The following is a 24,381-nucleotide window of genomic DNA, read 5'->3' on the forward strand; positions in this document are numbered from 1 at the left end:
TCGGGCCTGCGACCCTCACCCCCAGAGTATTTTTGGCAAGATGATAGATGTGTCATGGGATCAATCCGCGGCCGCCCGGCCTTTGAGCGCGACGATGCCCCGCGGCCGGAATTGGATGAAAAGGATGATGAAGAGGATCATGTAGGTTTGTGCCGCCAGCGTGTTGGACGGATTCATCCATTCGATCCCCTTTTGCAGGAACCCGATCAGCGACGCGCCTGCCAGCGTCCCCCAGACATTGCCCACGCCGCCCACGACCACCGTCATGAATGATTGCACGATATAGTCGGCACCCATTTCGGACGTGACTTTGGCGTAAAGCCCGATGGCCACCCCCGCGATCCCCGCGATGCCCGACCCAAGCCCGAATGTCAGCATGTTGATCCGGTCCGGATTGATCCCCATTGATGCGGCCATTCCGGGGTTTTGCGTCACGGCCCGTACCTCTAGCCCCAACCGGGTCCGTTTGAGCACATAGAGGATCAGGCATAAAAAGATCAGCGCCAGCACGAAGATGGCAATGCGGATATAACTGATCTGGATCACATCCGAGAAAACCAGCGCCCCATCCAGCCATTCCGGCGAAGTCAGGGGCCGTGCCTGCGTGCCAAAGATATTTTTGGCCAGCTGCTGCAGCGCGATTGAGATCCCGAATGTCGCGAGCAGCGTTTCCAGCGGCCGGTGGTAGAGATGCCGGATCACAAGCCGTTCCATCGCAACCCCGGCCCCGAAAGTCACGGCAAAAGCCAATGGCAGCGCAATGATGATCGAGGCGGTGTAGCTGGGGACAAAGAGTTGCACCACATAGCCCGTATAGGCCCCCATCATGATGAATTCCCCATGCGCCATGTTGATGACCCGCATCACGCCAAATGTAATGGCCAGCCCGATTGCTGCCAGAAAATAGATCGAGGCGAGAGATAACGCGTCGAGCGCAAGATCAGCTGCCTGCCCCGCCGCAACCCGTGTTTCGACCGATCCGAGTGCGGCCAGTGCGGCATCAGTGATTGCTTTTTCATCTTCGGTATAGGTCTCGAAGAATGTGAATTTTGCCAGTGCCGCGTCTCGGTCGACCGCTGTCACCAGAGGCGGCACCTTGCCAGCCGCGGCCAACTGGGCATAAGCCCGTTCGCGGTTCGTGTCGGTGTTCAGTTGCGCGACCGGCACATCGCCAACGCGACCATCGACGATATTGTCCTCCAACGCGGCACGGATCGTTGCGGGGGGTGTGCGCAGGGCAGCAAGGTCGGCATCAACCAGCAGCGCATAAGCCGCGTCCGATGTCATGTCCTCGCCGGGGTTGAGAATGCGGGCGATGTTCTGGTCAGTCGGCAGTTCCACCGCAAGGCCGGGGGACGTTGACAGAATTTGGTTCAGGACGGCGCGTGCCTCGACGCTGGTATCGGTCGAAAGGCTTTCAATCGCCGCAATTCTGTCATCGGTGCTGTCGGCAAACCGGGCAGACATGAAATTGGCCAATTGGATCTTGCGTGCTTTCAGCGCGGGGTCAGCTTCGCCCTCGATCGAGGCAAGCAACGGGCCAAGTTGTGCGGCTTCGGGACGGCGCGCAATCGAGGCAACCGCCGTTGTGCGCCGTTGCAGATCGGGATCCATCAGCTGGAACTGGACCAGGGCCGTACCAATCAAACGACGGACGCCACCATTGGGTTTGAGTTGCGTAAATTCATCCTTTGCAGCGGTGTCCTGATCGCCTGTGTCGATATCGGTGATCGCCAGGCTGTCACCATCCTCAACCGCGATGAAAAACGGGCCGTCATCACGTTGCCAGACGGATTTATCCTGCCATTTTTCCAGAAAAACCGGGACGCCCGGCAGACCGGATGCGGCCAGATCCGCGAGGACGACATCAACCGACCGGCGGCCGGGCTTTGCCACCTCATCGGCGTGTGTCTGGAGGATGGACTGGATATCCTGGGCGTGGGCAACAGGGGCAAAGCCCAGAACCAGCGCGAAAAGCAGCAAAAGACGGTGCATGGAGGGGCTTTCAGGTCTTCAATGGGCGGGCACGGAGGAGAAAGAGAGACCCCGCGCCCGCACCGGCAGTATCAGTAGTTCGAGGTCAGCTGCACGCAGGTCTCGGTTTCGGTGTTGTACATACCGCAACCAAGCTCTTGCCAATCAGACTTCAGGATCGCCGATTCCGGCAGGAAATCGGTCCAGGCATCGCCCGGCACTTCGGAAGTCTGGCTGATGATATCAAACTGACCGTCGGCCTGGATTTCACCGATCAGCACCGGCTTGGCCAGATGGTGGTTCGGCAACATCACCGCAGTCCCGCCCGTCAGGTTCGGGAATTCCTGCCCGTACATGGCGTCGCGGACGGCATCAACCTCGGTTGTGCCAGTTTCAGTCACGGCATTCACCCACATGTTGAAGCCGATATAATGGGCCTCCATCGGGTCGTTTGTGACGCGATCTTCGCCGGCAAATGCCTTCCAGGCGGCGATGAATTCATCATTGGCCTCGGATTCTGCAGACTGAAAGTAGTTCCAGGCGGCGAGGTGACCGACAAGGTTGGATGTGTCCAGTCCGGACAGCTCTTCCTCACCAACGGAGAATGCGACCACAGGGATGTCATCAGCCGAAACGCCAGCTGCTGCCAGTTCCTTGTAAAAGCCGATATTGGCGTCGCCATTAATGGTCGAGATGACGCCAACCTGCTTGCCATCTTCGCCAAGCGCAACGACATCGGCAACAATTGTGGCCCAGTCGGAATGACCGAAAGGCGTGTAGTTCACGAAAATGTCTTCCTCGGCAATCCCCGCCTCTTGCAGGTAGGATTCCAGAATGTTGTTCGTCGTGCGCGGATAAACATAGTCCGTGCCAAGCAGGGCGAATTTCTCGACACCCAGTTCTTCGAGGAAATAGTCGGTTGCGGGGATCGCCTGCTGGTTTGGCGCCGCACCGGTGTAGAAGACGTTTCTGGAGCTTTCTTCACCCTCATATTGCACGGGGTAGAACAGCAGGCCGTTCAGTTCCTCGATCACGGGAAGAACGGATTTGCGTGAAACGGACGTCCAGTTGCCGAAAATCACGTCAACTTCGGAGACGGTCAACAATTCGCGGGCCTTTTCCGCAAAGAGCGGCCAATCAGACGCCGGATCGACGACAACCGCCTCGATTTCGCAACCCAGAAGACCGCCAGCCGCGTTCTGCTGTTCGATCAGCATCAGCATGGCGTCTTTCAGTGTGGTTTCGGAAATGGCCATGGATCCGGAAAGCGAATGCAGCACGCCCACCTTGATAGGTTCGGCACAGTCCTGTGCGACGGCCATGCCAGTACTGCCCAACAAGGCCGCAAAGACAGAAGCGCTAAGAATTTTGGTATTGTTCATCGAAACAAAGTCCCCGTTTCGGCGCTGCGATGCCTGTTATCAGGCCTGTCCCAATGGTATTGAGAACGCGCAGCAGTGATGTTGTAGTCGTGCGAGGGGAGTATTTCTGCCACGAAGCCCCCTCGCGCGGCGATGGATGTTCAAAAAGAACGCCCAAGGCCTAAAGTTTGCGCAGATGGGAGTCCCCTGCCGCAGGCCAATTAATTTGTCGCGCGTATAGGTTTGTGTCTTTATACGACACAAAAAGTGGCCAATGCCTAATTATTGGGCGACCTACCGCTTGGCATCCCACACCTCAGCAAAGAATGGGCGCCACGCGGCGATCACATCGTCCGGGCATTCCTCGGCCAGGTAATGACCACCGGGCAGTGACCAGCCCCGGACATCCGTAGCCCGTTCGCGCCATAGCGCGAGGCAATCAAAATGCGCCTCGATCGCGCCATCCCTGCCCCACAGGGCCAGAAGGGGCATTTCCAGCATGGCGGTATCATTGTCGTCATGGGCGATGTCGATGGTTGCGGCAGCGCGGTAATCCTCGCACGCGCCGTGAATGGCGCCCATATCGCCGAAGGCCGTCAGATATTCATCCAGCGCCTGCTGCACAAATGGGCGCAATCCGGCAGAGCCCGCACCACATTTGCTAAGCCAAAAGAATGCAGGATCAGCAGCAATCATCGTTTCGGGGAATGGATGGGGCAGCGTCAACCAGTACCAATGCCAATAGGTGTGGGCAAAGGCGCTGGTACCGTCGCGATACATCTCGCGCGTGGGCGCGATATCCAATGTACTTAGCCCGATGACCCGGTCGGGGTGGTCTGCCGCCAATCTATGCGCCACGCGGCTGCCGCGATCATGCGAACCGATCAGAAATGCGTCATGGCCCAGGGCATCCATCACTGCCAGGATATCTGACGCCATGGCCCGTTTGGAATATGGGGCATGGTCTGGCGTTGTCTGCGGTTTGACAGACCGGCCATAGCCGCGCAGGTCAGGGCAGATGACCTGATAGTCCCGCGCAAGGTCAGCCGCCACATGATGCCACATTGCGGATGTCTGCGGGTAGCCATGGAGCAAGACAAGCGGGGGACCATCGCCGCCAATTCTGCAAAATACCGGACCTGCGGGGCCCTCAAAGAAACGGTCTTCGAAGCCTGCAAAGAAGGTGCTTGCCGGCTGCGCGTCCATGGCCCGCGGATGCATCATTGTACCCTTTCGAAGTCTTTGTCCGGGCCAGATTAGCACCAATGCGGCGAAACGCGAGTGCGCCACGATCCCCAAAGTGACCCAACGTTCAAGCTAGGGTCAGGACCCATTAATTCCACGCCGTCAGTTTGACTGATTTTAGTCGTGACGAGGCGCAGCCCCGCCGTAATAGTGTTTCTATTTCAAGGGGATGCAACGATGATCACGGCCAAAATCAGCCAAACCCTTCGGGCGCGGATTTCACTTCATCTCAGCGGCGCGGGCCGCTTGCCCGTAGAACAACTATGGCCTGCGCGTCCCAAACCGCTGATATTTCGTGAAATCTGCGCTGGCGGTGTGGAATTAATGGGTCCTGACCCTAGGCAGGTGCGCGAAATACACGATTAACGTGTGTGTTCTGCAAAATAATGCTGTTACAAATTTCCTAGACATAAAAAGAACTGCAACATCTGGGGAAGTAACATGACATTTTATCGTCCGAATTTTCAGTTTGGTACATTTGGGGATGACGTTCTGACAGGAACCGATGACCGAGATTTCATTTTCAGCTTCTTTGGTGATGACGATATTTCGACCGGGGCCGGCAATGACCGGATCATCGCAGGATTTGGCGACGACCTTGTGACCGGCGGGGCCGGGGATGACTACATCAACGGTGGTTTCGGATTTGACATCGCCCGATACGCGGGCGGCATCGCGGACTATGACATCCAGATGGGCTATGGCTGGTTTGGCCGGACGACGGTTACGTCCACCACGGCGGTTGATGATGCCGGGCGTGACAGGTTAGTCGGCGTCGAGGCGCTCTATTTCGCGGCGGATGATTATACGTTGTTCATTGACGGCACCAACAATGCTGTGCTGGCCGAGGATGATGACGGGTTCAGCCTGCCTGAAAACAATCTGCTGGCGATCAACACGTTTGGCCTGCTGCAGAATGACCGGGATTTTGACGGGGATACCCTGACCATCATCAGCGTGTCCGAGACAAGCGCATCCGGCGTGCCCGTGGCTTTGAACGGCGAAACGATCAGCTACACCCCCGGGACGCAGTTTGACAGTCTTCAGGCTGGCGAGTTTGCGGTCGATACATTCACCTATGTTGTTGATGACGGCAAAGGCGGGACAGACACCGCCGTGGTCAGCATCACCATCGAAGGGACAAATGATGCGCCTGTGCTCACAGTCGACAACGCGACCGTCGCCGAGAATCAGGCCGACGTCATCGCAAACATCAGCGCCACGGATGTTGACAGCGACTTTCTGATCTTTTCGCTTGGCGGCGTTGATGCCAGCCTGTTCGAATTTGACGCAACAGGCACCCTGCGCTTTATCCTGGCCCCCGATTTTGAAGCGCCCGCCGACGATGGCGCCGACAATATCTACAACCTGACAATCACCGTCACGGACGAACAGGGTGCAAGCACCAGCGAAGATATCACCGTGACCGTCACAGATGTAGATGAAGTGCCGCCCGTAGTCGCCCGGATCAACGAATTCCATTACGACAATGTCGGCACAGATGTGGGTGAATTCGTCGAGATACGGACAAATACCGGGGATGATGTCAGCGCCCTGCTGTTGGAATTCTACAATGGATCGAATGGTTCGGTCTATCGCACGGCGACGATTGACGCTGCGACCATGACCACTGACGGGACCTATGATTACTATCTGATCAACCTGCCCAGCAACGGTATCCAGAATGGCGCCCCTGACGGCCTGGCCCTGTCGAATGGCGGAACCCTGATCGAATTCCTCAGCTATGAGGGTAGCCTGACCGCAGTTGGCGGCGCCGCAGATGGCGAAAGTTCGACCGATATTGGCGTGGCAGAGGCCGGCGATACGACAGTTGGCTTCTCGCTGCAGCGCGACGAGGATGGCAATTGGGCCGCGCCCGCGTTGAACACCGCCGGTGCGGCCAATGTCCCTGCCCCCATCGCCCTGGACGCCCGGATCAACGAGTTTCACTATGACAATGACGGGGGCGATGTCGGTGAGTTCATCGAAATCCGCACCAATGCAGGGGCAGATGCCAGCGGCGTCGGAATAACGCTTTATAACGGGGCCAATGGCGCGCCCTACGACACACTCGATCTGTCCGACGCTGTACAGTCGAGCGATGGAACCTACGACTACTACGTCTGGAACCTGCCAGCCAATGGCTTGCAGAATGGCAGCCCGGACGGGATTGCCTTGTCTGATGGCGATGGGCTGGTCGAATTTCTCAGCTACGAGGGGACGCTGACCGCGATTGGGGGCGTGGCCGATGGTCAGACCTCGGTCGATATCGGCGTGGAAGAAAGCGGGGCAACGCCGATTGGCGACAGCCTGCAGCGCAACGATGCCGGTGCCTGGGCCGAGGCTGGGCCCAACACCGCGGGGGCCGCCAACGCATTTGTTGCAGGACCGACAAGCGCCCGGATCAACGAATTTCACTATGATGATGACGGGGCGGACGATAATGAATTTGTGGAAATCCGCGTCAATGCGGGCGAAGATGTCAGCCTGCTAAGCGTCGATCTGTACAACGGAAACGGCGGCGCGTCATATCAAAGCTTTGCGGTCAGCAGCCTGCCCCGGACAACGGATGGCACCTATGACTATTACGTCTTTGAAGGCAGTGTTCAGAACGGCCCTGATGGGATCGCATTGTCCAATGATGGGGTCGTGGTTGAATTCCTCAGCTACGAGGGGGAAATCACCGCAACCGACGGGCCAGCCAATGGACAAACCTCGGTCGATATCGGCGTGGCAGAGGCCGGCGATCAGGCAGAGGGGCTTTCACTGCAACGCAATGATGACGGCAGTTGGGGGGCCGCCCGCGCGGCGACATCCGGCGCCGCCAATGATGAGGTTGTCGATCCACCCGCGACCGACGCCCTGATCAGCGCCATTCAAGGCAGTGGTGCGGAATCCGCGCTGGTGGGCCAGTCGGTCAATGTTGAGGCGGTCGTCACGCATGTGGTGTCCAACGGCTACTACCTGCAAGAGGAAGACAGCGATGCAGACGCCGACGCCGCCACGTCAGAGGGCATTTTTGTCTTTACCGGGGCGGCAGCCATGGTTGCGGTCGGCAATCAGGTTCAGGTGACGGGCGAGGTGCAGGAACGGTTTGGCCAGACGCAACTTACCAATGTGACCAGCCCGGTTATTGTCATGGACATGGTCGCGACACCCACGGCAGCAGAGGTGCTGTTATCCCCCGACGCAGCACCCGATTTTGAAGCGGTCGAAGGGATGCTGATCACTGTCTCCAGCGGTAAGCCTGATCCGTTGATCGTGATCGAGAACTTCAATTTTGACCGTTTCGGGCAGATTGTCATCAGCGCCGGCGCGCAGACGCAGGCAACACAGCTCTTTGATGCGCAGACCGAGGCCGATGAAATCGCAGCCCTGCAAGAGGCGAACCAGATCAACCGGTTGATCCTTGATGACGGCGATAGCAGCCAGAATCCGGACCAGTTTGAATTTGTACCCGGTGGACCCGGCGACAACGGCAATGGGTTTCTTGACGCAGGCGATGATTTTGGCGATGCGGGATCGACGCTGCGTTTGGGCACCGAACTGACGGATGATGTCACCGGCGTTCTGTCCTTTGCGTTTGGCGATTACCAACTGATCGTGACCGAAACGCTGGATATTGATGAAAGCACCAATAGCGGGGCGCGTCAGGATACGCCGGATGATGTGGGCGGTGACCTGCAGGTCGCAAGCGTGAACGTCCTGAACTATTTTGCGACTATTGATGAAGCCGGTGCAGGATCAGGGCCGAACAACCTTGACCCGCGCGGGGCGGATACGCTGGACGAACTGGGGCGGCAGACCGAAAAACTGGTCGCGGCCATCACCGGAACCGGGGCCGAAGTGTTTGCCCTGCAAGAGATCGAGAATGGCGGCTTTGGCGCCACGTCTGCAATCGCAACCCTTGTCGGGGCTTTGAATATCGAGGCTGCGGCATCCGGATCCGGCGCATCCTACGCCTTTGCGGACCCGACGGCGGATGCAGGTTTCATTGGGACCGATGCGATCACGACCGGGGTCATCTACGATCAGAACGCTGTGCGGCTGATACATTCGGAAACACTGGTCTACGTGGAACAATCCGCGCAAACGACGTTTGATCTGGCAAATGTGCTGGATACCGCGCTGGGCACTGACCGGGTTGGTGACTTCCAACGCAATAGACCCTCTGTCGCGGCAACGTTTGAAGATCTTGAAACAGGCGAGATCTTTACCGTGGTGTCATCACACTTCAAATCCAAAGGACCAAGCGGGCTTGATCGGTTGGCAGAAGCGGCGCAAGACGCGCTTGACGCAGGAACGGCAACCGGGTTCACGCAGGCCGACGTGGATGCGCTTGTCGCCGACCCGAACTTTGATCAGGGCGATGGGCAGGGTTTCTGGAACCAGGTCCGGCTGGATGCATCCATCGAACTGGGTGACTGGATCGCGAATGGCTACAATGGGGGCGGCACCACGAACTATGTGCTGCTTGGTGACCTGAATGCCTATGCCAAGGAAGATCCGGTCCAGCACCTTGCAGAGGATGCAGGTCTTGTCGATCTGATCGACCGCGAAATCGGGCAGGACGAGGCGTATAGCTTTGTCTTTGACGGGCAGCGCGGCACGTTGGATCAGGGGCTCGCCGATGCGGAATTGGCGGCCTTTGTCACCGGCGCGACCGAATGGCATATCAACGCAGACGAGCCTGATCTGCTGAACTATGATACCTCATTCAAGAACTCCGCCTTCTACAATGACGGGGTCTATGGCGCATCGGATCATGATCCATTGATCATCGGCCTGGACTTTGACGGGCCAGATCCATTGCTAGGCTAGGAATATTGAATGTGCTGCCCGGGGCATCGCGCCGGGCAGAGCCTATCCGGTGATCGCGGCCCAAGAGGCCAACAGGGTGCCGATCGCAGCAGTATCATAGGAAAACAGGCCCGTTTCATTCTTGGCACTGACCAGTGCAACGGCACCCTCGCCCGCCAAGGCATTTTCCAGACAGATCAGAACGGGCCCGTCCTGATCAGGCCTGACTTTTGCATGAGCCGTGCGAAACGCGACAATCTGTTCGTCCCAAATCGCCTGCAGCACTTCGGAATCGCCTTCGGCCTCGACAAGCTTGTCATCCACCAGATAAAGCAGACCACCCATCACCCCGGCATTTGCAGCCAGAAAACGTTCCACCGGAGGCGGCGGCGCCGCATCCAGATCGACACCCCAGGTCACAGCCAGCGCAGTTGCCGGAACGCCGGTGTCAGCGCTTGGGCTGCTGGACTTCACCGGGGCGGCAAGCACCGTAATCTTGGCGGCTGCGGTGGATATCGCCGTCAGGGCGGCACCAACGGTGTTGATCGTGTCGGGGTCTTCGGCCGACAGGAACTGGCCCACAACGTCATCCTTGTCAGGAACGTCGCCGGTAATCGCCGTAATGCCACGGAACCTGCGGCCAGCCGCAACAAGGCTGACGGTGACATCACCCATGGTGAATGTCAGGGTCCGTTCCAGAACGGTATTGTCGACCTCGCGCAGGATCGCGGACATCGGCAGCGGGGCCCCACCGGATGATATCACACGCGCCCCGCCGTCGACAAAAACCGCATCTGCCGCAACCAGAGCGGCCAGTTTCGTGGAAAGGGATGTATTATCAATCACTTGTGTTGTCCTGCGATCACTATATTTCTTGGCCTAGGTGCCGCCGCTGATGCGGTCAAGACAGGGGCGCGCGTCCGACAGGAATGCAGCAACATCCACATCCGGCGCACAGACGCAGCACAACACATCCGTCGGCTCGGCGGGCGCGCGCAGGAAGATACGCAGTTGATCCTTTGTGGCAACAAAGGCGGCATTGCTGGGGCTATCGCCAAAGGCGGGGTTCTTATCTGTGCCCAGCGCCATCGCGGCCTCTGCACAAAGCTTGTCCAGACTTTCGCGCCGATATGTCGTGTCCGAATTTGTCACCAGAATCATCTGTGTCGACAAATCAGCAAATGCCAGCGTATCGCAGCCCGAAAAATTGCCTTTCAGCGCGTCCAAATCATCAACAACCATGTTTCTCTACCCGTCTTCTCATAGCCCTTGTTCCTCACTAAGGGAAAATAAGAGATTGGGGAAGCCTGTGAAAGAGGCGCGCGCGATCAAACGCCGTCAGCTGTTGCCATTTGAAGAGGCAGCCGCCGGGCGCACCCGCTTGGGCTGCTCTGTGTCGCTGGACCGTTGCACACGACGCGGAACAACCGGGGCGGCCACATGTTCGGGGACAGCCTGACCGTCGGCAATGTTATACAGCGGCTCTGGGCTGCGGGCCGCAAGATCGGACAGCTTTTGCAGCGTTTCGATCAAATGTTCGACAAACGGGCCAGCCCCGCTGCCATCCCACTTTTCGTAATCATCCCCCGCCTCCAGCGCCTGAAGCAGTGAAATCGGGAACGTGCCGCCGAACTGTCCTTCGGTCTCGCGGCGTACCCGCTTGAAGACACGGCGGCGGTCCTTGTCGGTCGTCAGCTTGTCGTAACGGGTGATCAGCAGGATGGAATTCTCGCGAACCGATTGCGGCATTGTTTCCCACACCGCAGCCTCGGATTGGCGCCAGGCTTGGGTCGCATGGGTGCACCAGATCACGGCGTCAATCTCGGGCAGGACACGTTCCCAGACCTCTGATGACATGTTGGGATCAGAGATGCCCGGAAAGTCGATCAGGTCGCAAACATCCAGAACGTCGCATTCCATGAAAAGCCGGATAACCCGGGTTTCCTCGACCGGGATCCCTTCGAGGTGATCAAGCGAGATAGCCTCGGCATGACCGTCGACATCTTCGCGGTAGGGTTGGGCGTTGCCATAGGACATCCACACCGGCGAAAGGCGTGTGGCGGTCACCTTTTCGGGCAGCGGTCGGGCGCCAAGCAGCAGGTTTGACAAGGTGCTTTTGCCCGCGCTGAATTCGCCCATCAGGGCGATCCGGGGTTTGCGCCGTTCGCTCATGCGGCTGATCCGTCGATGGCGGCGCCATGGCTCAGCTCTTCGAAGATGTAGTCAAACAGCTCTTCGCGTTCTTGCTGGGCCTTGATGCCAAAGATATTCTCGAGGTCATCAACACCAATATTCGATTTCTCGCTGATATCGGTCAGCAAGGCGCGCTGTTCGGCCATGAAATCTGTCAACTCGCGCTCGGCCATTTGCCGAATACCGTTGGCTTGCCTGACTTTCAGTTCATCCACGATAGGGGCGGTTTCAGCCTCGATCAGGTCATAAAAGCCACTTGCAAAGGCGCGGTAGCCCTTGCGGCGTTTCCACCAGCCCTTCCACCAGGATGTCTGCAGATCAAGCGCGATGGTCTGCCCAAGCGATACAGGCGCAGGAATTTCCGGCGCCGCAGGCGGTGTGATCGTGAAGTTCTCAACATCGACACCAAACGCTGTCCGGTAGGTTTCCGCCAGTTCGGTGGATGCGACCTGAAACACCTGATCACAGGTCGACGATACATTGCGGCGCATGACCTGATAGCTGGTCCGCAGCAACATCCGCAGCCCGTCAGGGCTATATTGCCAGACCTGATCTTCACCATTGGTTTCCAGATGCTGCAGCAGGGATTCCAGTGCACGATCCAGGAAACGTTTGTGCGATTGGTCAACCCGCGACCCGAACTGCTGGAAAACGATGTCCAGCCGTTCGTTCAGCAGCGCCAGATTGTCGGCCTCAAGCTTATCGAGATGTGTCACCAGTTCGCCATGCGGCATCACATCGACATTGTCGCCGTCCAGACGCATGGACACGACAGAGTTCGACGCGCGCACACCGCTGACAAGGTTCAAGGCACGCTTGCGCGAGGATGTCAGAATTTCCGCACCCGGCCCTTCGGCAATCCGGTCGGCCAACGCCTTGTAGAGTGCGGGAACCCCTGACAGATGCCAGACAAGCTCGTTCGTTTCCATGCCGGCAGTCTTGGAATCCAGCGCCACTTCAGCCCAGTTATACAAGGCCTCGGCACTGTCGGACACGATTTCGTTGAGATCTTCAGACAAAGCGATATTCGCCCAATACGCACTGCCAAAGATAACTTCGGGGTTTTCGGGGCCGTTATTGTCCGCAAGGGTCTGCAAAATGCTGTCGCGAATTTCGGGCACCTGATCAGCGGGGTTCGACAATTCGTCGATCCGGTTCACGAAAATCACAACCTCGCGGGCCTTTACGTTCGATATCAACCGGATCAGGCCCATATCCATAGAGCTCAACGCCTGATGCGCTGACAGCACAACCACACAGATGCGGCTTTCGCGCAATGCGTTGATGGTGATCTGCTCGCGCATCATGAAGGTATCGTTCACGCCGGGGGTGTCACGCAGGCAGAACGGCATCGGGATGGCCGGGGCGGACAGATACAGATCGGCCGATTTGGTGATATCGGCGAACTGACCCTGCTGATCCTCTTCGTCGAGGTCCTCAAAATCATCGCCCATGCAGACGTAGCGTTCCACCAGCTCGTCAGTGAGTTCGGCGTAATTGTGTTTCTGACCCAGCAGCAGTTCAAACTTGCGCCCCAGTCGGGCCTTTGTCTTTTCACGCATCTCTGCGATCTGCTCGCGGACTTTCTCAAGCTCCTCATCAGCGCCGGCGCGCGACGACAGTTCACCGATTCGGCCGCCATTCTCGACAAGGTGGTCCCATTCGCCCTGGCTAAAGAACTGGAACGTGGCCGTCGGCGCATCCAGCGGCAAGGGCGCATTCAGATGCAGCGAGGTCACAACCGATGTCCACGGGTTCACATCCGCAGGCAGCAAATCAGGCCGACCGATCATTGCGTTGACCAGTGACGTCTTGCCAGACTTGATCTGGCCAATCATCGTGATGCTTGGCTCAAAAGCCCTTAAGGATTTGATTAATTTGGCAGATTTCTTCTCGGTGTCGTTGCTGCCCAGCTTGACGACATCCCCGAGAGTGGCCTCGAGGTCCTTGATCTCGTCATGAAACTCTTCCAGCTTTTCGAGGCCGAGTCGCATGAATGGGTGGTGCGCTGCCGGGACTTTGTAGCCGTCCCCTTTTGTCAGCTCTTCCATTTTCATTCCTGTCCGTCCTCAATCACAAAACTTCTTAACAGTTGTTCAATGCGCCGCCAAATCACGACTCTACGCCAGCTTTATTGCTATAATGGAAACAGGTTAGCAGGGCAAAACTATGGCGATTGTTTCTCATTTCTTTCAAGTGTTGTCGCAGGTTACGCAGCCAGGTCGGCCTGCAACTCGTGCTTGATCTGCAAAAGCAGGCTTAACGCCTCAATCGCGGCGCTGTCGCTCTTTTCCATCTGCATCAACTGCACCAGATCAGCGGCATCCATGGCGGCGTTGCGCGCGATCTGAAGGCGTTCATCGGCAGCATCACCGTTGTCATTCAGATGCTCGCTTAACCATTGCATATTTTCGACCGTCTTGGCGATGATCTTTGCAGGTGCCCCATCCTGAGACCCTTCGGCAAGTTTCAGCATCGCCTGACTTTCAGCCACGATATAGGACACAGCACTTTCATAGGCATCGCGCGTGCTTGGCTGCAAAGTCACGATATCGGCCGGGGTATCGGCTTTCTTGGCGGCGGCTTTGGGCTTGGCTTTTGATTTCGCTTTCGGCTTTGCCTTGGCGGTGGTTTTTGGTGCGTCGGCAGGCACATCTTCGGCGGTCATGATGTCGGCCAAAACATCCATGTTCTGGTGCATCAGCATATCGGCCATATCAATGGCCGTCTGACGCCCTTGATCCACCTGTTTCAGAACAGCCGAGATCAACGCCGTCCCGCCCGACGCCTTCAGCGCGGCCTTGTCCACATTGCCGTCATCGTCACGTGCGCCAATGGCGTCCAGCGTGGCAATCGGCATGATTTTGTTGAACTCATGCTGGGCTGTGTTGCGAATTGTGCCTTCGCTCGCTTCCAGCATCCCGTTTGCCTTCAGGAAATCGGCCTTCGTGATCATCAGGAACGCATGGTCCTTGATCAGATCAGGCATCACAGACCACAGGGCCTGTTCAAGCGCGTTAAATCCTTGGGTACACCACAGCGCGACATCCGCACGTTTGGCCGCCCACTGGCTGGCCCGATGCATGGATGCCTTGTCCTCGGGGGCGACGACCTCCAGCACGGAAATCTTGCGCAAGGCTGGCAGCGGGAGCTGCAGGTCCACAAACACCGGGGATTGTTCGGCGATCGAGGATGGATCCACACTGATCAGGGTCTGCTGACTGCCATCCGCAAGGGTGCAGGTCGCCTTTGCCTCGTCACCATAGGTCAATTGCAGGCTTGGCAGGCGGACGCCTTCGGGAACAACCTCGGATCCGACAAGCAGATTCAACAAGGATGACTTTCCAGAAGAAGGCAGGCCCATCAACGCCAGCCGGACCGGTTGCTCGATCCGTGACAACAGATGTTCGGCCCGTTCCTGAGCGGGTTCAGGCAGCCGCTTTGACGCGACTGCCTGTTTGAGTTGTTCGTGGACGCGTGCGCCCAGAGATTGGTTCGACATTACTTACCTCCGGCGGCTAACTTAGCCGGCGGCGTTGCCTCTTCAACCTCCTTTTTCTTGCCAGCGCCTTTTGGCGACTGCGATTTCGCGTCAGTCTTGCCATCTACGGACTTCAACGGCGCGACCTCTTTGACGGTCGGCGGCAGTTGCAAATCCTTGACGCGGGCCGCTTCGGGGTTGCGCGGCTTCATACCGTCGGGAGTCACAATCGCGTCTTTCTTGTCCATATCGACAACACGCGTGATGTTCGACCCGTGCGTATCAATCTGACCTGCAGGCTTGGCGCGGATCGCGCGGATCACCGGCTTGTTGTGGTTCAGCTTGATCACAGAGAACGTGCAGTTGTCCTGATCAGGATCACCCAGCGCCTCGATTGCCTCGAGAAGGTGACCGCAGATTTCGGCGCTCTTGCGACGGCGATACCGGTGCAGGATCTTCTGGATATGCGGCTCTTCGAGATATTGCAGGCCGTCAGACGAAACGACAACGATATCACCAACCTGCAGCTCAAACGGTGTCCGGGGACAATCCGATTTCGCCACGCGATCGCCAAGGATGACCGAGGTCAGGCAGTTGCGATCCGGATGGTTTTTGCCGGCAGCCGGGTCCAGCAAACCTTGCTTGACCATAAAGTCGATCTGCGGCGCCATCGAATGGTCTTCGTTCAGCTGCTGCATCTTTCCGGCACGGAAATGATAAAGCGGGCTGTCACCAATCGACATCCAGAACATCCGGTTTTCGATCAGGACCAGGGACACCAGAGTAGCCCCCATTCCGCGTGTATCCGGGTTCTCTTTGACGTGTTCGCGCACAACATTGTTGGCGTTCACAGCCGCAGAGGTCAGATATTGCGGGATCTCATTTTCGAAATCCGTGAAATTCGCACTTTGGAATTTCAGCTCACTATACACTTCGGTCACGACGATCTTGCTGGCGACATCACCAGCGGCGTGACCGCCCATGCCGTCTGCAAGAACCACAACACCACTGTCCGCCCCAAACGGGAAGTCGGTGACAATTGCGTCCTCTTGATAGTCTCTACCGCCCTGACAAATCGCTGACGCGACGTCAAAACGTGGTTCAGGCGATCGCCACATCTTCATCATCCTCCCCGTCTGCACTGTCTTCTGTCCAGCTGAAATTTTCATCACAGAGGGCTACGAAGCGCAGAACCGTCTCACCAATACGCATGACGTCACCCGTTTTCAGCGTCTCGTTGCTGATCAAAGGCTTGTCGTTCAGGCGCACAATATTCGACTTGCCGCCATGGCCCAGCGTGAATTCCTTTGCTTCTGGGTCATAGACGATCGCCGCATGGTTTGTGCGCGAAATAGAGTTGTCGCCAAAATCAAGCTGCACAGCCTGATCTTCGCCACGGCCAATCTGGGACATTCCAGCAAACAGCGAAAAGCTTTCGCCGCGGCCCGGACCTTCGGAAACCACGATCCAGCCCACTGGGAACTTGGACCGTTGTGCCGGGGCGGATTTGGGCGCATCGTTGAAGATGTCCACAACATCGCCGTCGGACTTGTCAAAGCCGATCAACCGGGTCTTGGTCCGGCGGGCACGTGCTGGCGACCGCATTGCGGCGCTGGCAGCGTCAGCTGCACCTGCGGAAGGCAGATCCGGCACTTCGGTTGGCAGCTCGGTCGAGCCGTCTTCCATGTCCCAGATGTTCACACCACCGGCCGCGCCGCCATCACCAGCATTTACCTTGCTATTGATGTTGGTGAGCATATCGCTGACCCCGGCATCGCCATTCTCATCCTCGACGATCGAACCGATTGTGTCCCGATAGGACTGTTCGAGCGTTTCCGCATCAGATCGGCCAGCGTTTCTGTCTTTTCTACCGAATAGAGCAAGAAGAAATTTCATTTTACCTACCTTCCATCTAAATCACAGGGCGTGGCCGCAAGGCCTGCCGTCCCGTAAATTATTCCTCATCACCAGTGTAATTCATTGGCGCCACCCACGTACTTTCGCCCCGCCGAACCGAGAAAATGAACTGTTTCGTTCCTTTTTCGAGTTCGCTTTCGACGATCGTCGCGATCGCGTCACGGCTTACAAAATCCTGACCAGTCGGGATGTAGCTGACAAGCACATCGCCCACCTTCAACTCACCCGCACCGCTTTCCGGTGCGTCGGTCACAACTGTCCGCCATTCTGTTCCGGTATAGCTTGTCTGGAATTTCACGCCGTTGCGCAGTTCAGTCTGCTGAACCACTGGCAGGATCCAGGGCTGATCGACGCTTTCGCTTGTCGCGGGGTCCAAGGTGCCGAATGCGACTTCGATCTGATCGGCCTCACCGATATCAGTGGCGTTGCGCAATACGCTTGGGATCTGGCTGATCGCATCAACGGGTGTACCGTTTACGGATGTGACCACCAGGCCGGGCTTGACCCAAACCGGTGAGATCGCACCGACCTGACCAATCACGTTGGATCCGGCTGCATCTGCTTCGAACGGCAATTGAACCGTCCATTGTGTTTCCACGGATGCTGGCGGCAGTTCATTACCAGGCTTTACAGCAACAATCTCTTGCGCTTCAGGACCGGGGCCAACCGCACTGACCGTTGACGGCGTGCTGGGCAGCGCAACCGCTGGGGTCGCACCATCGGCAACCGGACGGTTTGCTGTCTGGCTTGGCAGATCGCGGGTGCCTTCCAGCGCGTCGGTCTCAGGCCGCGGCGTCGCAACAGGCTCTGGCAGTGGCGCGGGCGCTTCGATGACCGGCGCGGCTGCAATCTCTACACTTTCGGGACGCACGGCAGGGCGAACTGCCGGAACGGGCAGGGTCGCGGCTTCGGTGCCGGATACGATCACGGGACCATTTGGCGCTTCTTCTGCCGCATCGGTGCCGGTGTCGGTTGTGATGACAACAGGACCCACAGGTTCCGGTGTTTCGGCAGCCGGTGCTTCCTCGGCCGGGGCTTCAACCACAGGCTCGGTGACGGGGGCGGCGGCCTCTTCAACAGGGGCCACGGCGGCGTCGTCCGTCGTTACGGTCGGCGCTTCGGGCGCAGTTGTAACAGGCGTGGTCACTTCGGGGGTGGTCACTGTCTCGACCGGTGCGACCGCAGCGGTTTCAACTTCGACGTTTGCGGGCGCCTCGGGCACTGCAGTGGACACCTCGGGTGCCGCAGCCACCGGGGTCGCTTCGGGCGTATCATTGCCGGTTGCCACAAACGCACCAACGCCGATCAGCAACGCAACAGCGGCGGCCGATCCAAGGAGCATTGGCATTTTTGATCGGGTCTGTGTCCCTTCATCCGCAGCCACGGCGGCAACAGGTGCAGCACCGGCAACGTTCAACGCCGTGACGTTGTCGGTATTGCCGTCCATCATGTCGATCCAGGCCTTGGCGGACTGCAAACGATCTTTCGGCAGGACGGCGAGCGCCTTGTCGATGGATGCCAGGAAATCATCGTCGTAATCGGGGAAGCGGCCGATCAGCGGCACATATGGGTCAGCTTCGCCGGATGCGATAGCGGCAAGACGAGCCTGCGAGTTGGGCGGCACGTCCTTTGCAATCAGGTGGTGGAAGGACGCAGCCAGCGCGTACAGGTCACTGCTTGGGCTTTGCTCGGACCCTGCAATGTAGAATTCCTGCGGGGAATAGCCGTCCTTGACCACGCGCAGCGCAGACAGAACCCGGCTTTGCTTGGTTGCTTCTTCACGCGCAGCACCAAAGTCGATCAGGACCGGGTGAAAGTCGCTGTTGATCAGAATGTTGTCCGGCGAAATGTCACGGTGCAGGATGCCCTGATCGTGGATAAAGCCCACAGCGCCCAGAATTTCCTTGAGGATCGACTTGATCTGCGCAGGCGTCAGCCCGTGATTAGGATCCTCAATCGTGTCCAGAAGGTCGCGACCTTCCACGAAATCCAGCGCCATATAGGCGGTTTCGTTATCCTCGAAAACCTGGTGCACGCCAACGATGTTGGGGTGATCAAGCTTGGCGAGACTGCGCGCCTCTTGCACAAACAGGCGAACAATGGACTTCAGCTCGTTCTGGTGCGCACGGGAACGGGCCTGCACGATATAGCGGCTCCGACGGCAGAAGGCACCGGGGAAACACTCTTTAATAACGATCTTGCGGTCGAGGCTGTCTTTGGCAAGATACGTGATACCAAACCCACCCGCGTTCAAGAAATTCTCGATCGTGTACTGACCGTGCATCAACTTGGTGCCCGGCTTCAGTTCATCGACGAAACTGTCCTTGTCGTCCGCGTTATCTTTTACTTGCGCCTTACCCATCTCACATCCAGCTTTCAAACTTCGGTTGCACACGGAGAAAGCCCGTTTGCACTCAGTGTCTAGTCTCATTCAAATTGGGCTAAAAAGTGACGCCAACTTGTTGTTTCGAGGCCCGTAATCCGGACCATTCTGTGCCATTGTTCTCTAATCGTAAACGGAATAGCGGCAAAAAACCGCCGATACCCGTTATTTATATTCATTTTTGGCGGTCAAGCGCCGTTCGGACACATTTCCGCACCTTCGTTTACCTTAAATTCGAAAAAACAGGCATTTTGCACAGTTTCCCCGGTTCGCCTGCGCCGCTCTGCGGGGATTTACAAGTGATTCCCCGGCGCTGATTGAAGGTCGTCTTAACGATTCCTTTACCGAAAACGTATAGCGGCCTCGTCCGCAGACTTGAAACCCTCCTTGTTGTCGCGCTTGCTACGGTGCAGCATTGCCGCAACGGGGGATGTGTGAATGGCGAAAGTCTTTATCAACGGTTTTGGTAGAATCGGCCGTACGGTGCTGCGCGCCTGGGCGACCGGATATGCGCCGGACATAACCATTACTGGTATAAATGACATTGCCGCACCCGATCTGTGCGCGCACCTGTTTGCCTATGACAGCGTCTTCGGGCCGTTCCCCGGACAGGTGGGATTGGACGGCCCGGATCTGGTGGTGAATGGCCATCGCATTCCGCTGCATCGCAGCGATACCATGCGCGGGCTTGATCTGGGCGGCGCGGATATTGTCATGGAATGCACCGGCAAAGCGAATGAGCCAGAGGTTGCGAAGCGCGGTCTGCAAGCCGGGGCGCGGCGGGTCCTGATCTCTGGGCCCTCTGACGCGGCTGACCTGACCGTTGTGCTGGGGGCCAATGATGCATTGCTAGGCGACCAACCCATCGTGTCGAACGCATCCTGCACCACCAATGCGCTTGCGCCGCTTGTCAGGCTGATTGACGACCATTGGGGGGTTGAGACGGGATGGATGACGACGATCCACTGCTATACAGGCAGCCAGCCAACCATTGACGCCCCGCGCGATGATTTTCTGCGTAGCCGGGCGGCGGGTCTGTCCATGGTGCCGACGACGACATCTGCCCAACGGTTGCTCAATCAGGTCCTGCCAGACATCGCCGGGCGGATAGAGGCCGCGGCCGTCCGGGTTCCTGTCGCAAGTGTGTCGGCCGTGGATTTGACCATTGTTCCAAAGAGGCCGTGCAGCCTTGCAGATTTACATGCGATTCTGCGCCAGCAAAACGGGATTATCGGGCAGATTGATGCGCCGCTGGTATCATCGGACCTGCGCGCACGGCCTGAAAGCGTGATCGTTTCACTTCCTGAAACGCGGGTCACGCAGGGCGGGCTGGCGCGCGTATTTGGCTGGTACGACAATGAATGGGGCTTTTCCTGCCGAATGCTGGATGTCGCCGGGATGATGCGGATCCAGCCGTGACGATGATGTAAGTTTCAAGCGTGGCATTTGCTGCAATTTTTCGCTTGTGGTCTGCAGATGACAGATTTATAGAACGCGAACTTGGCGCGGGATGGAGCAGCCCGGTAGCTCGTCAGGCTCATAACCTGAAGGTCGTAGGTTCAAATCCTACTCCCGCAACCAATTACAACGGACGCCCCGCAGACATACCTGCGGGGCGTCGTTTTTTTTCGCCAACCCTGTACATGATCCCACCCAGCTGACCATGCGGTTCCACATCAAGCCCAGTGTCTATGGTGGTTCGCTTGATGTGGGCGATCAAATCTTGGATGGCATGAATAGCACGTTCATGGAGTTAGGATCGCTCAGACCATCGGTGAGTTGCGTGATCCTGGTGCGGTACAGTTGTTCGATGTTGCAAATCAGGATGGCTGTTTTGGTAAGCCGCCCGAAAACGAGGGCCTCGCGGAAGCAAAATACAGTGACCCGCTGATCATGAGCATCTTGAAGGAAACGTTAGAACAAACTGGTAACCCAAAGTGTCTTGCCCCACCTTGGCTAGCTGACGCGGGCACCCTGGCTCCAGCCGCCGCGCAGGATGGGCGTTTCGTTTACCAAACTGACGCGCAGAACATCACCTCTTAGCCTGGTTTCTAGCCGTCCGCGATCTTTCAAACCCGCAGCTTCGGCTGGGTTTCTCGTTACCGTGGAAATTGCGCGGGGCAGATCGCTCCAAATCTGTGCCAATCGGAAGGCTGACAACAACAGCGCGGCGGGCACATAATCGGATGAGACGATGTCCAGAAGATCTGCTTCGGCCAGTTCCTGGGCCGCAACGTTGCCGGAATGGGACGCGCCCCGGATCAGGTTCGGTGCGCCCATCATGATAGCAATACCATGATCCCGACAGGCCTGCGCAGCCTCTCGCGTAGTTGGAAACTCTGCGAACCCGACACCATTTTTGGCAGAGGTCGCCACATGCGCCGCTGTTGTGTCGTCATGACTTGCCAGAACCGCCTCAAGCCGTTTCGCCTCGGCAACGGCGCCGATTTCATGCTTCGCCCCGAAACGTTCCTGCAATCGCAGCAGGTTCTGAACATGCGCTGCAAACTCGGCATCATTCATGCCACGTTTCTTGGCTACGTAGTTCTTGAAGGCGGTCATATCGCGGAATTGGCGCTGCCCCGGTGTGTGATCCATCAGGCTGACGATGCCGACACGGTCTTTTGCGCAAAACCTACCGAGTTCCTCAAGAAGCGTCTCAGAGCAAATCTCGGCCCGCAAATGCAGAAAATGACTGATCTTGAACATGCCAGCGGCACGCGCTGCAAGCAATTCGTCAGCGAGCTTGCGGGCATAGTCGATATAGCGGCCTTTGCCGCTATGGATGGAGCCGACCCGCATCGCATCGAACACGGTCGTGATCCCGGTTGATGCCAGCTCCGCGTCATGGGCTATCAGCGCTGGCAGATGCGGCCAATCCACCTTGGGCCGCGGTTCGATATGGCGTTCGACATTGTCGGTGTGCAGTTCCACCAGACCCGGCAGAACGAAGTCTTGCGCGCAGTCGACAGCACCATCCGGTACCTGATCCCCTTCAGTTATGTCGGCAATCACACCATCTTCGATGGTCAGCGACCCCAACAGAACTTGATCAGCCAGAACCAATCGCGCATTTGCCAAACACAGGTGATTTGACACGTTAATGTCATGCGCATTCTTCAAAGAGGACGGGGAAACAGGGGAATTCATGTCATACTCTCGATTTGCAATCTATTACGTCCCGCCCGAGGGTCCGCTCGCCACATTCGGCGCGACATGGCTGGGCTGGGATATTCTGCGCGGGGCCACAATGCCGCAGTTTAATGTGCCCGGGTTGGATGACATCACGATGACACCGCGGAAATACGGGTTTCACGGGACGCTGAAACCGCCGTTCCATTTGAAGCCGGGACAAACCCAGGCCGCGCTTGAAACAGCGGTTGCCGCCATGGCCAGCCGTATCGCGCCTGCCATATGTGATGGGTTGCGCCTGACACCGCTGAGCCGGTTTCTGGCTCTCACGCCTTATGGCGCGTTGGGGCAACTCCAGCAGGTCGCAGAAGCCTGCGTCCGCGAGCTTGACGATTTTCGCGCCCCAGCCAGCGCGTCCGAATTGACCAAACGGCGCGCGGCGGGCCTGACCGAAAGGCAGGACGCTTTGCTGACGCGCTGGGGCTACCCCTATGTCATGGAAGAATTCCGGTTCCACCTGACCTTGACGGGAAAGCTGCCGGAAGATGCGGTGCCACACTGGACAACGGTTGTGGTGCGCGATCTGCCCAAGCTGCCCCGACCGTTTGTCGTGAACCAAATTGCGTTGTGCGGCGAGAGGCGCGATGGGCGCTTTGAACTGATCCATCGCTACACGCTCGCGGGCTGAAGCGCCGACACCGCGCGCGCGACTGTTTGTGACAGATCGCCGTCATTTGACAACGTGATGACATTCAGGCCTTGCGGTAGCGGCTTTACCGCCTGCGCGAGCCGTTTTGCGATCTCGTCGGGCGTCTCCCGGCCCCGCGCGGCCAAACGGGACGCAAGCGTTTTCGGGCTCGCTATGATGTTGAGCACCAAGAAATTGTCGAAGGCGTCTGCCCCTGCGGTCAGTGCCCCGCGCGAAAAATTCGCAAGGCAATCTGTGCCCTTGTTCAACTGATACCGGACAGATACCGGGATGCCGTAATGCAAGCCATGCGCGCCCCAGTGTACCACAAAGGCCCCATCCCGGGCCATCGCCTGAAATTCAGGAACGGTGACCGGATCGTAGACCTCGCCCCCAAGTTCGGGCGCACGGGTGATCACGCGCCGGACAAGGTGGCTCTGTGGTAAAACTTCATTGATCCCGCGCATCACGCTGTCTTTGCCGACACCAGACGGGCCGACGACGGCGATGAGGCGCCCGGGCTTCATGCGGCAGCCCGTGGGGTGAAGCGGCTTACGTCAATTTCGCGGTCACAGACACGGGCACGGGCGGCTTCATCGTGGAAGATGCCGATGATGGCAGCGCCCCGTTCTTTCGCGGCCTCGATCAGTGATAGCACCACCTCGCGATTGGTCGGGTCGAGACTTGCGGTCGGCTCATCCAACAGCATAGCCGGGTAAGAATGCGCGAAGCCGCGCGCGATATTGACCCGCTGCTGCTCTCCGCCCGAGAATGTGGTGGGCGACAAGGACCAAAGCCGTTCTGGAATGTTCAACTGCGCAAGAAGGGACCTCGCCCGATCCTCGGACTCCTCCGCCCCGATGCCAATGGCGCGCAACGGTTCGGCGACCACGTCAAGTGTCGGCACCCGTGGCACCACCCGCAGGAACTGGCTGACATATCCCAGAACTTCGCGGCGCAGGGCAATCACGTCGCGCGGTTCTGCCTGCACCAGATCCACGTCGCCGATCCGGATTTCGCCCGCCTGGGTCAGGTAGTTGCCATAGATCATCCGCATCAGCGTCGATTTGCCGGCACCAGAGGCGCCGGTCAGGGCAACGCATTCACCGGGGGACACTTTCAGCGACGCGTTGCTGATCACCTCGATCACCGCGCTGCCCTGATTGTGCAGCGTAAAGGTTTTGGAGACGTCTTTGAGTTCAATCAT

At 57.9% G+C, this 24,381-nt stretch carries 17 protein-coding genes and 1 tRNA gene; 4 read left to right on the plus strand and 14 right to left on the minus strand.

Annotation, left to right across the window (positions count from 1 at the left end):
- Positions 1-60: 60 nt before the first annotated feature.
- The 3 genes from urtB to AABB31_RS12945 form a co-directional block, all read right to left on the minus strand.
- Entirely contained in the window at positions 61-1,995 is a 1,935-nt protein-coding gene (urtB, locus tag AABB31_RS12935; protein WP_373634840.1) for an urea ABC transporter permease subunit UrtB, read from the minus strand.
- A gap of 71 nt (positions 1,996-2,066) precedes the next feature.
- Positions 2,067-3,356: an urea ABC transporter substrate-binding protein gene (gene urtA / locus AABB31_RS12940; protein ID WP_342077739.1), complete on the minus strand. Its 1,290-nt coding sequence runs from the start codon at positions 3,354-3,356 to the stop codon at positions 2,067-2,069.
- A gap of 273 nt (positions 3,357-3,629) precedes the next feature.
- Complete coding sequence (locus AABB31_RS12945) at positions 3,630-4,556, minus strand: alpha/beta hydrolase (protein WP_342078834.1); 927 nt, start codon at positions 4,554-4,556, stop codon at positions 3,630-3,632.
- Between the two features lie 465 nt (positions 4,557-5,021).
- Here AABB31_RS12945 and AABB31_RS12950 point away from each other — a divergent pair, with 465 nt between their 5' ends.
- Positions 5,022-9,401, plus strand: coding sequence for an ExeM/NucH family extracellular endonuclease (locus tag AABB31_RS12950; protein WP_342077738.1), 4,380 nt, complete (start codon positions 5,022-5,024; stop codon positions 9,399-9,401).
- Between the two features lie 42 nt (positions 9,402-9,443).
- On the opposite strand, the gene AABB31_RS12955 is transcribed toward AABB31_RS12950, so the two are convergent.
- The 8 genes from AABB31_RS12955 to AABB31_RS12990 all read right to left on the minus strand — a co-directional run bounded on the left by AABB31_RS12955 (position 9,444) and on the right by AABB31_RS12990 (position 19,333).
- A complete protein-coding gene (locus AABB31_RS12955; protein WP_342077737.1) occupies positions 9,444-10,226 on the minus strand; it encodes a hypothetical protein in 783 nt (260 codons plus the stop codon).
- A gap of 33 nt (positions 10,227-10,259) precedes the next feature.
- Positions 10,260-10,622 (minus strand): hypothetical protein, encoded by a 363-nt coding sequence (locus tag AABB31_RS12960; RefSeq protein ID WP_342077736.1) that lies wholly within the window; start codon positions 10,620-10,622, stop codon positions 10,260-10,262.
- Between the two features lie 96 nt (positions 10,623-10,718).
- Positions 10,719-11,552 carry a dynamin family protein gene (locus AABB31_RS12965; RefSeq protein ID WP_342077735.1) on the minus strand — a complete coding sequence of 278 codons (834 nt, stop codon included), beginning with the start codon at positions 11,550-11,552 and terminating at the stop codon, positions 10,719-10,721.
- On the minus strand, positions 11,549-13,624 hold the full coding sequence (locus tag AABB31_RS12970; protein ID WP_342077734.1) for a dynamin family protein: 2,076 nt from the start codon (positions 13,622-13,624) through the stop codon (positions 11,549-11,551). The genes AABB31_RS12965 and AABB31_RS12970 overlap by 4 nt, the downstream gene beginning before the upstream one ends.
- A 158-nt stretch (positions 13,625-13,782) precedes the next feature.
- Positions 13,783-15,075, minus strand: a complete 1,293-nt coding sequence (locus AABB31_RS12975; RefSeq protein ID WP_342077733.1) for a hypothetical protein — start codon at positions 15,073-15,075, stop codon at positions 13,783-13,785.
- A complete protein-coding gene (locus AABB31_RS12980) occupies positions 15,075-16,172 on the minus strand; it encodes a protein phosphatase 2C domain-containing protein (RefSeq protein ID WP_342077732.1) in 1,098 nt (365 codons plus the stop codon). Before AABB31_RS12980 ends, AABB31_RS12975 begins: the two co-directional genes overlap by 1 nt.
- The gene (locus AABB31_RS12985) at positions 16,156-16,950 is read right to left on the minus strand and encodes an FHA domain-containing protein (RefSeq protein WP_342077731.1); all 795 of its coding nucleotides are present in this window, start codon (positions 16,948-16,950) and stop codon (positions 16,156-16,158) included. The genes AABB31_RS12980 and AABB31_RS12985 overlap by 17 nt, the downstream gene beginning before the upstream one ends.
- 58 nt (positions 16,951-17,008) lie before the next feature.
- Positions 17,009-19,333 (minus strand): protein kinase, encoded by a 2,325-nt coding sequence (locus AABB31_RS12990; protein ID WP_373634841.1) that lies wholly within the window; start codon positions 19,331-19,333, stop codon positions 17,009-17,011.
- Positions 19,334-19,792: 459 nt separating this feature from the next.
- On the opposite strand from AABB31_RS12990, the gene AABB31_RS12995 reads away from it, so the two are divergent.
- Together AABB31_RS12995 and AABB31_RS13000 are read left to right on the plus strand one after the other, a co-directional pair.
- Positions 19,793-20,773, plus strand: coding sequence for a glyceraldehyde 3-phosphate dehydrogenase NAD-binding domain-containing protein (locus AABB31_RS12995; RefSeq protein ID WP_342077728.1), 981 nt, complete (start codon positions 19,793-19,795; stop codon positions 20,771-20,773).
- Positions 20,774-20,858: 85 nt separating this feature from the next.
- Positions 20,859-20,935: transfer RNA gene (locus AABB31_RS13000), tRNA-Met, on the plus strand.
- 375 nt (positions 20,936-21,310) lie between these two features.
- Here the strand turns inward: AABB31_RS13000 and AABB31_RS13005 are convergent.
- The gene (locus tag AABB31_RS13005) at positions 21,311-22,504 is read right to left on the minus strand and encodes an alpha-D-ribose 1-methylphosphonate 5-triphosphate diphosphatase (RefSeq protein ID WP_342077727.1); all 1,194 of its coding nucleotides are present in this window, start codon (positions 22,502-22,504) and stop codon (positions 21,311-21,313) included.
- Between AABB31_RS13005 and AABB31_RS13010 the strand changes: the two genes are divergently transcribed.
- Positions 22,458-23,174, plus strand: coding sequence for a DUF1045 domain-containing protein (locus tag AABB31_RS13010; protein WP_342077726.1), 717 nt, complete (start codon positions 22,458-22,460; stop codon positions 23,172-23,174). The genes AABB31_RS13005 and AABB31_RS13010 overlap by 47 nt on opposite strands.
- On the opposite strand, the gene phnN is transcribed toward AABB31_RS13010, so the two are convergent.
- Positions 23,156-23,701 carry a phosphonate metabolism protein/1,5-bisphosphokinase (PRPP-forming) PhnN gene (gene phnN / locus AABB31_RS13015; protein ID WP_342077725.1) on the minus strand — a complete coding sequence of 182 codons (546 nt, stop codon included), beginning with the start codon at positions 23,699-23,701 and terminating at the stop codon, positions 23,156-23,158. The genes AABB31_RS13010 and phnN overlap by 19 nt on opposite strands.
- On the minus strand, positions 23,698-24,381 hold the full coding sequence (gene phnL, locus AABB31_RS13020) for a phosphonate C-P lyase system protein PhnL (protein WP_342077724.1): 684 nt from the start codon (positions 24,379-24,381) through the stop codon (positions 23,698-23,700). The genes phnN and phnL overlap by 4 nt, the downstream gene beginning before the upstream one ends.

This window comes from Yoonia sp. SS1-5 (assembly GCF_038443705.2).
Lineage (GTDB): Bacteria > Pseudomonadota > Alphaproteobacteria > Rhodobacterales > Rhodobacteraceae > Yoonia > Yoonia rhodophyticola.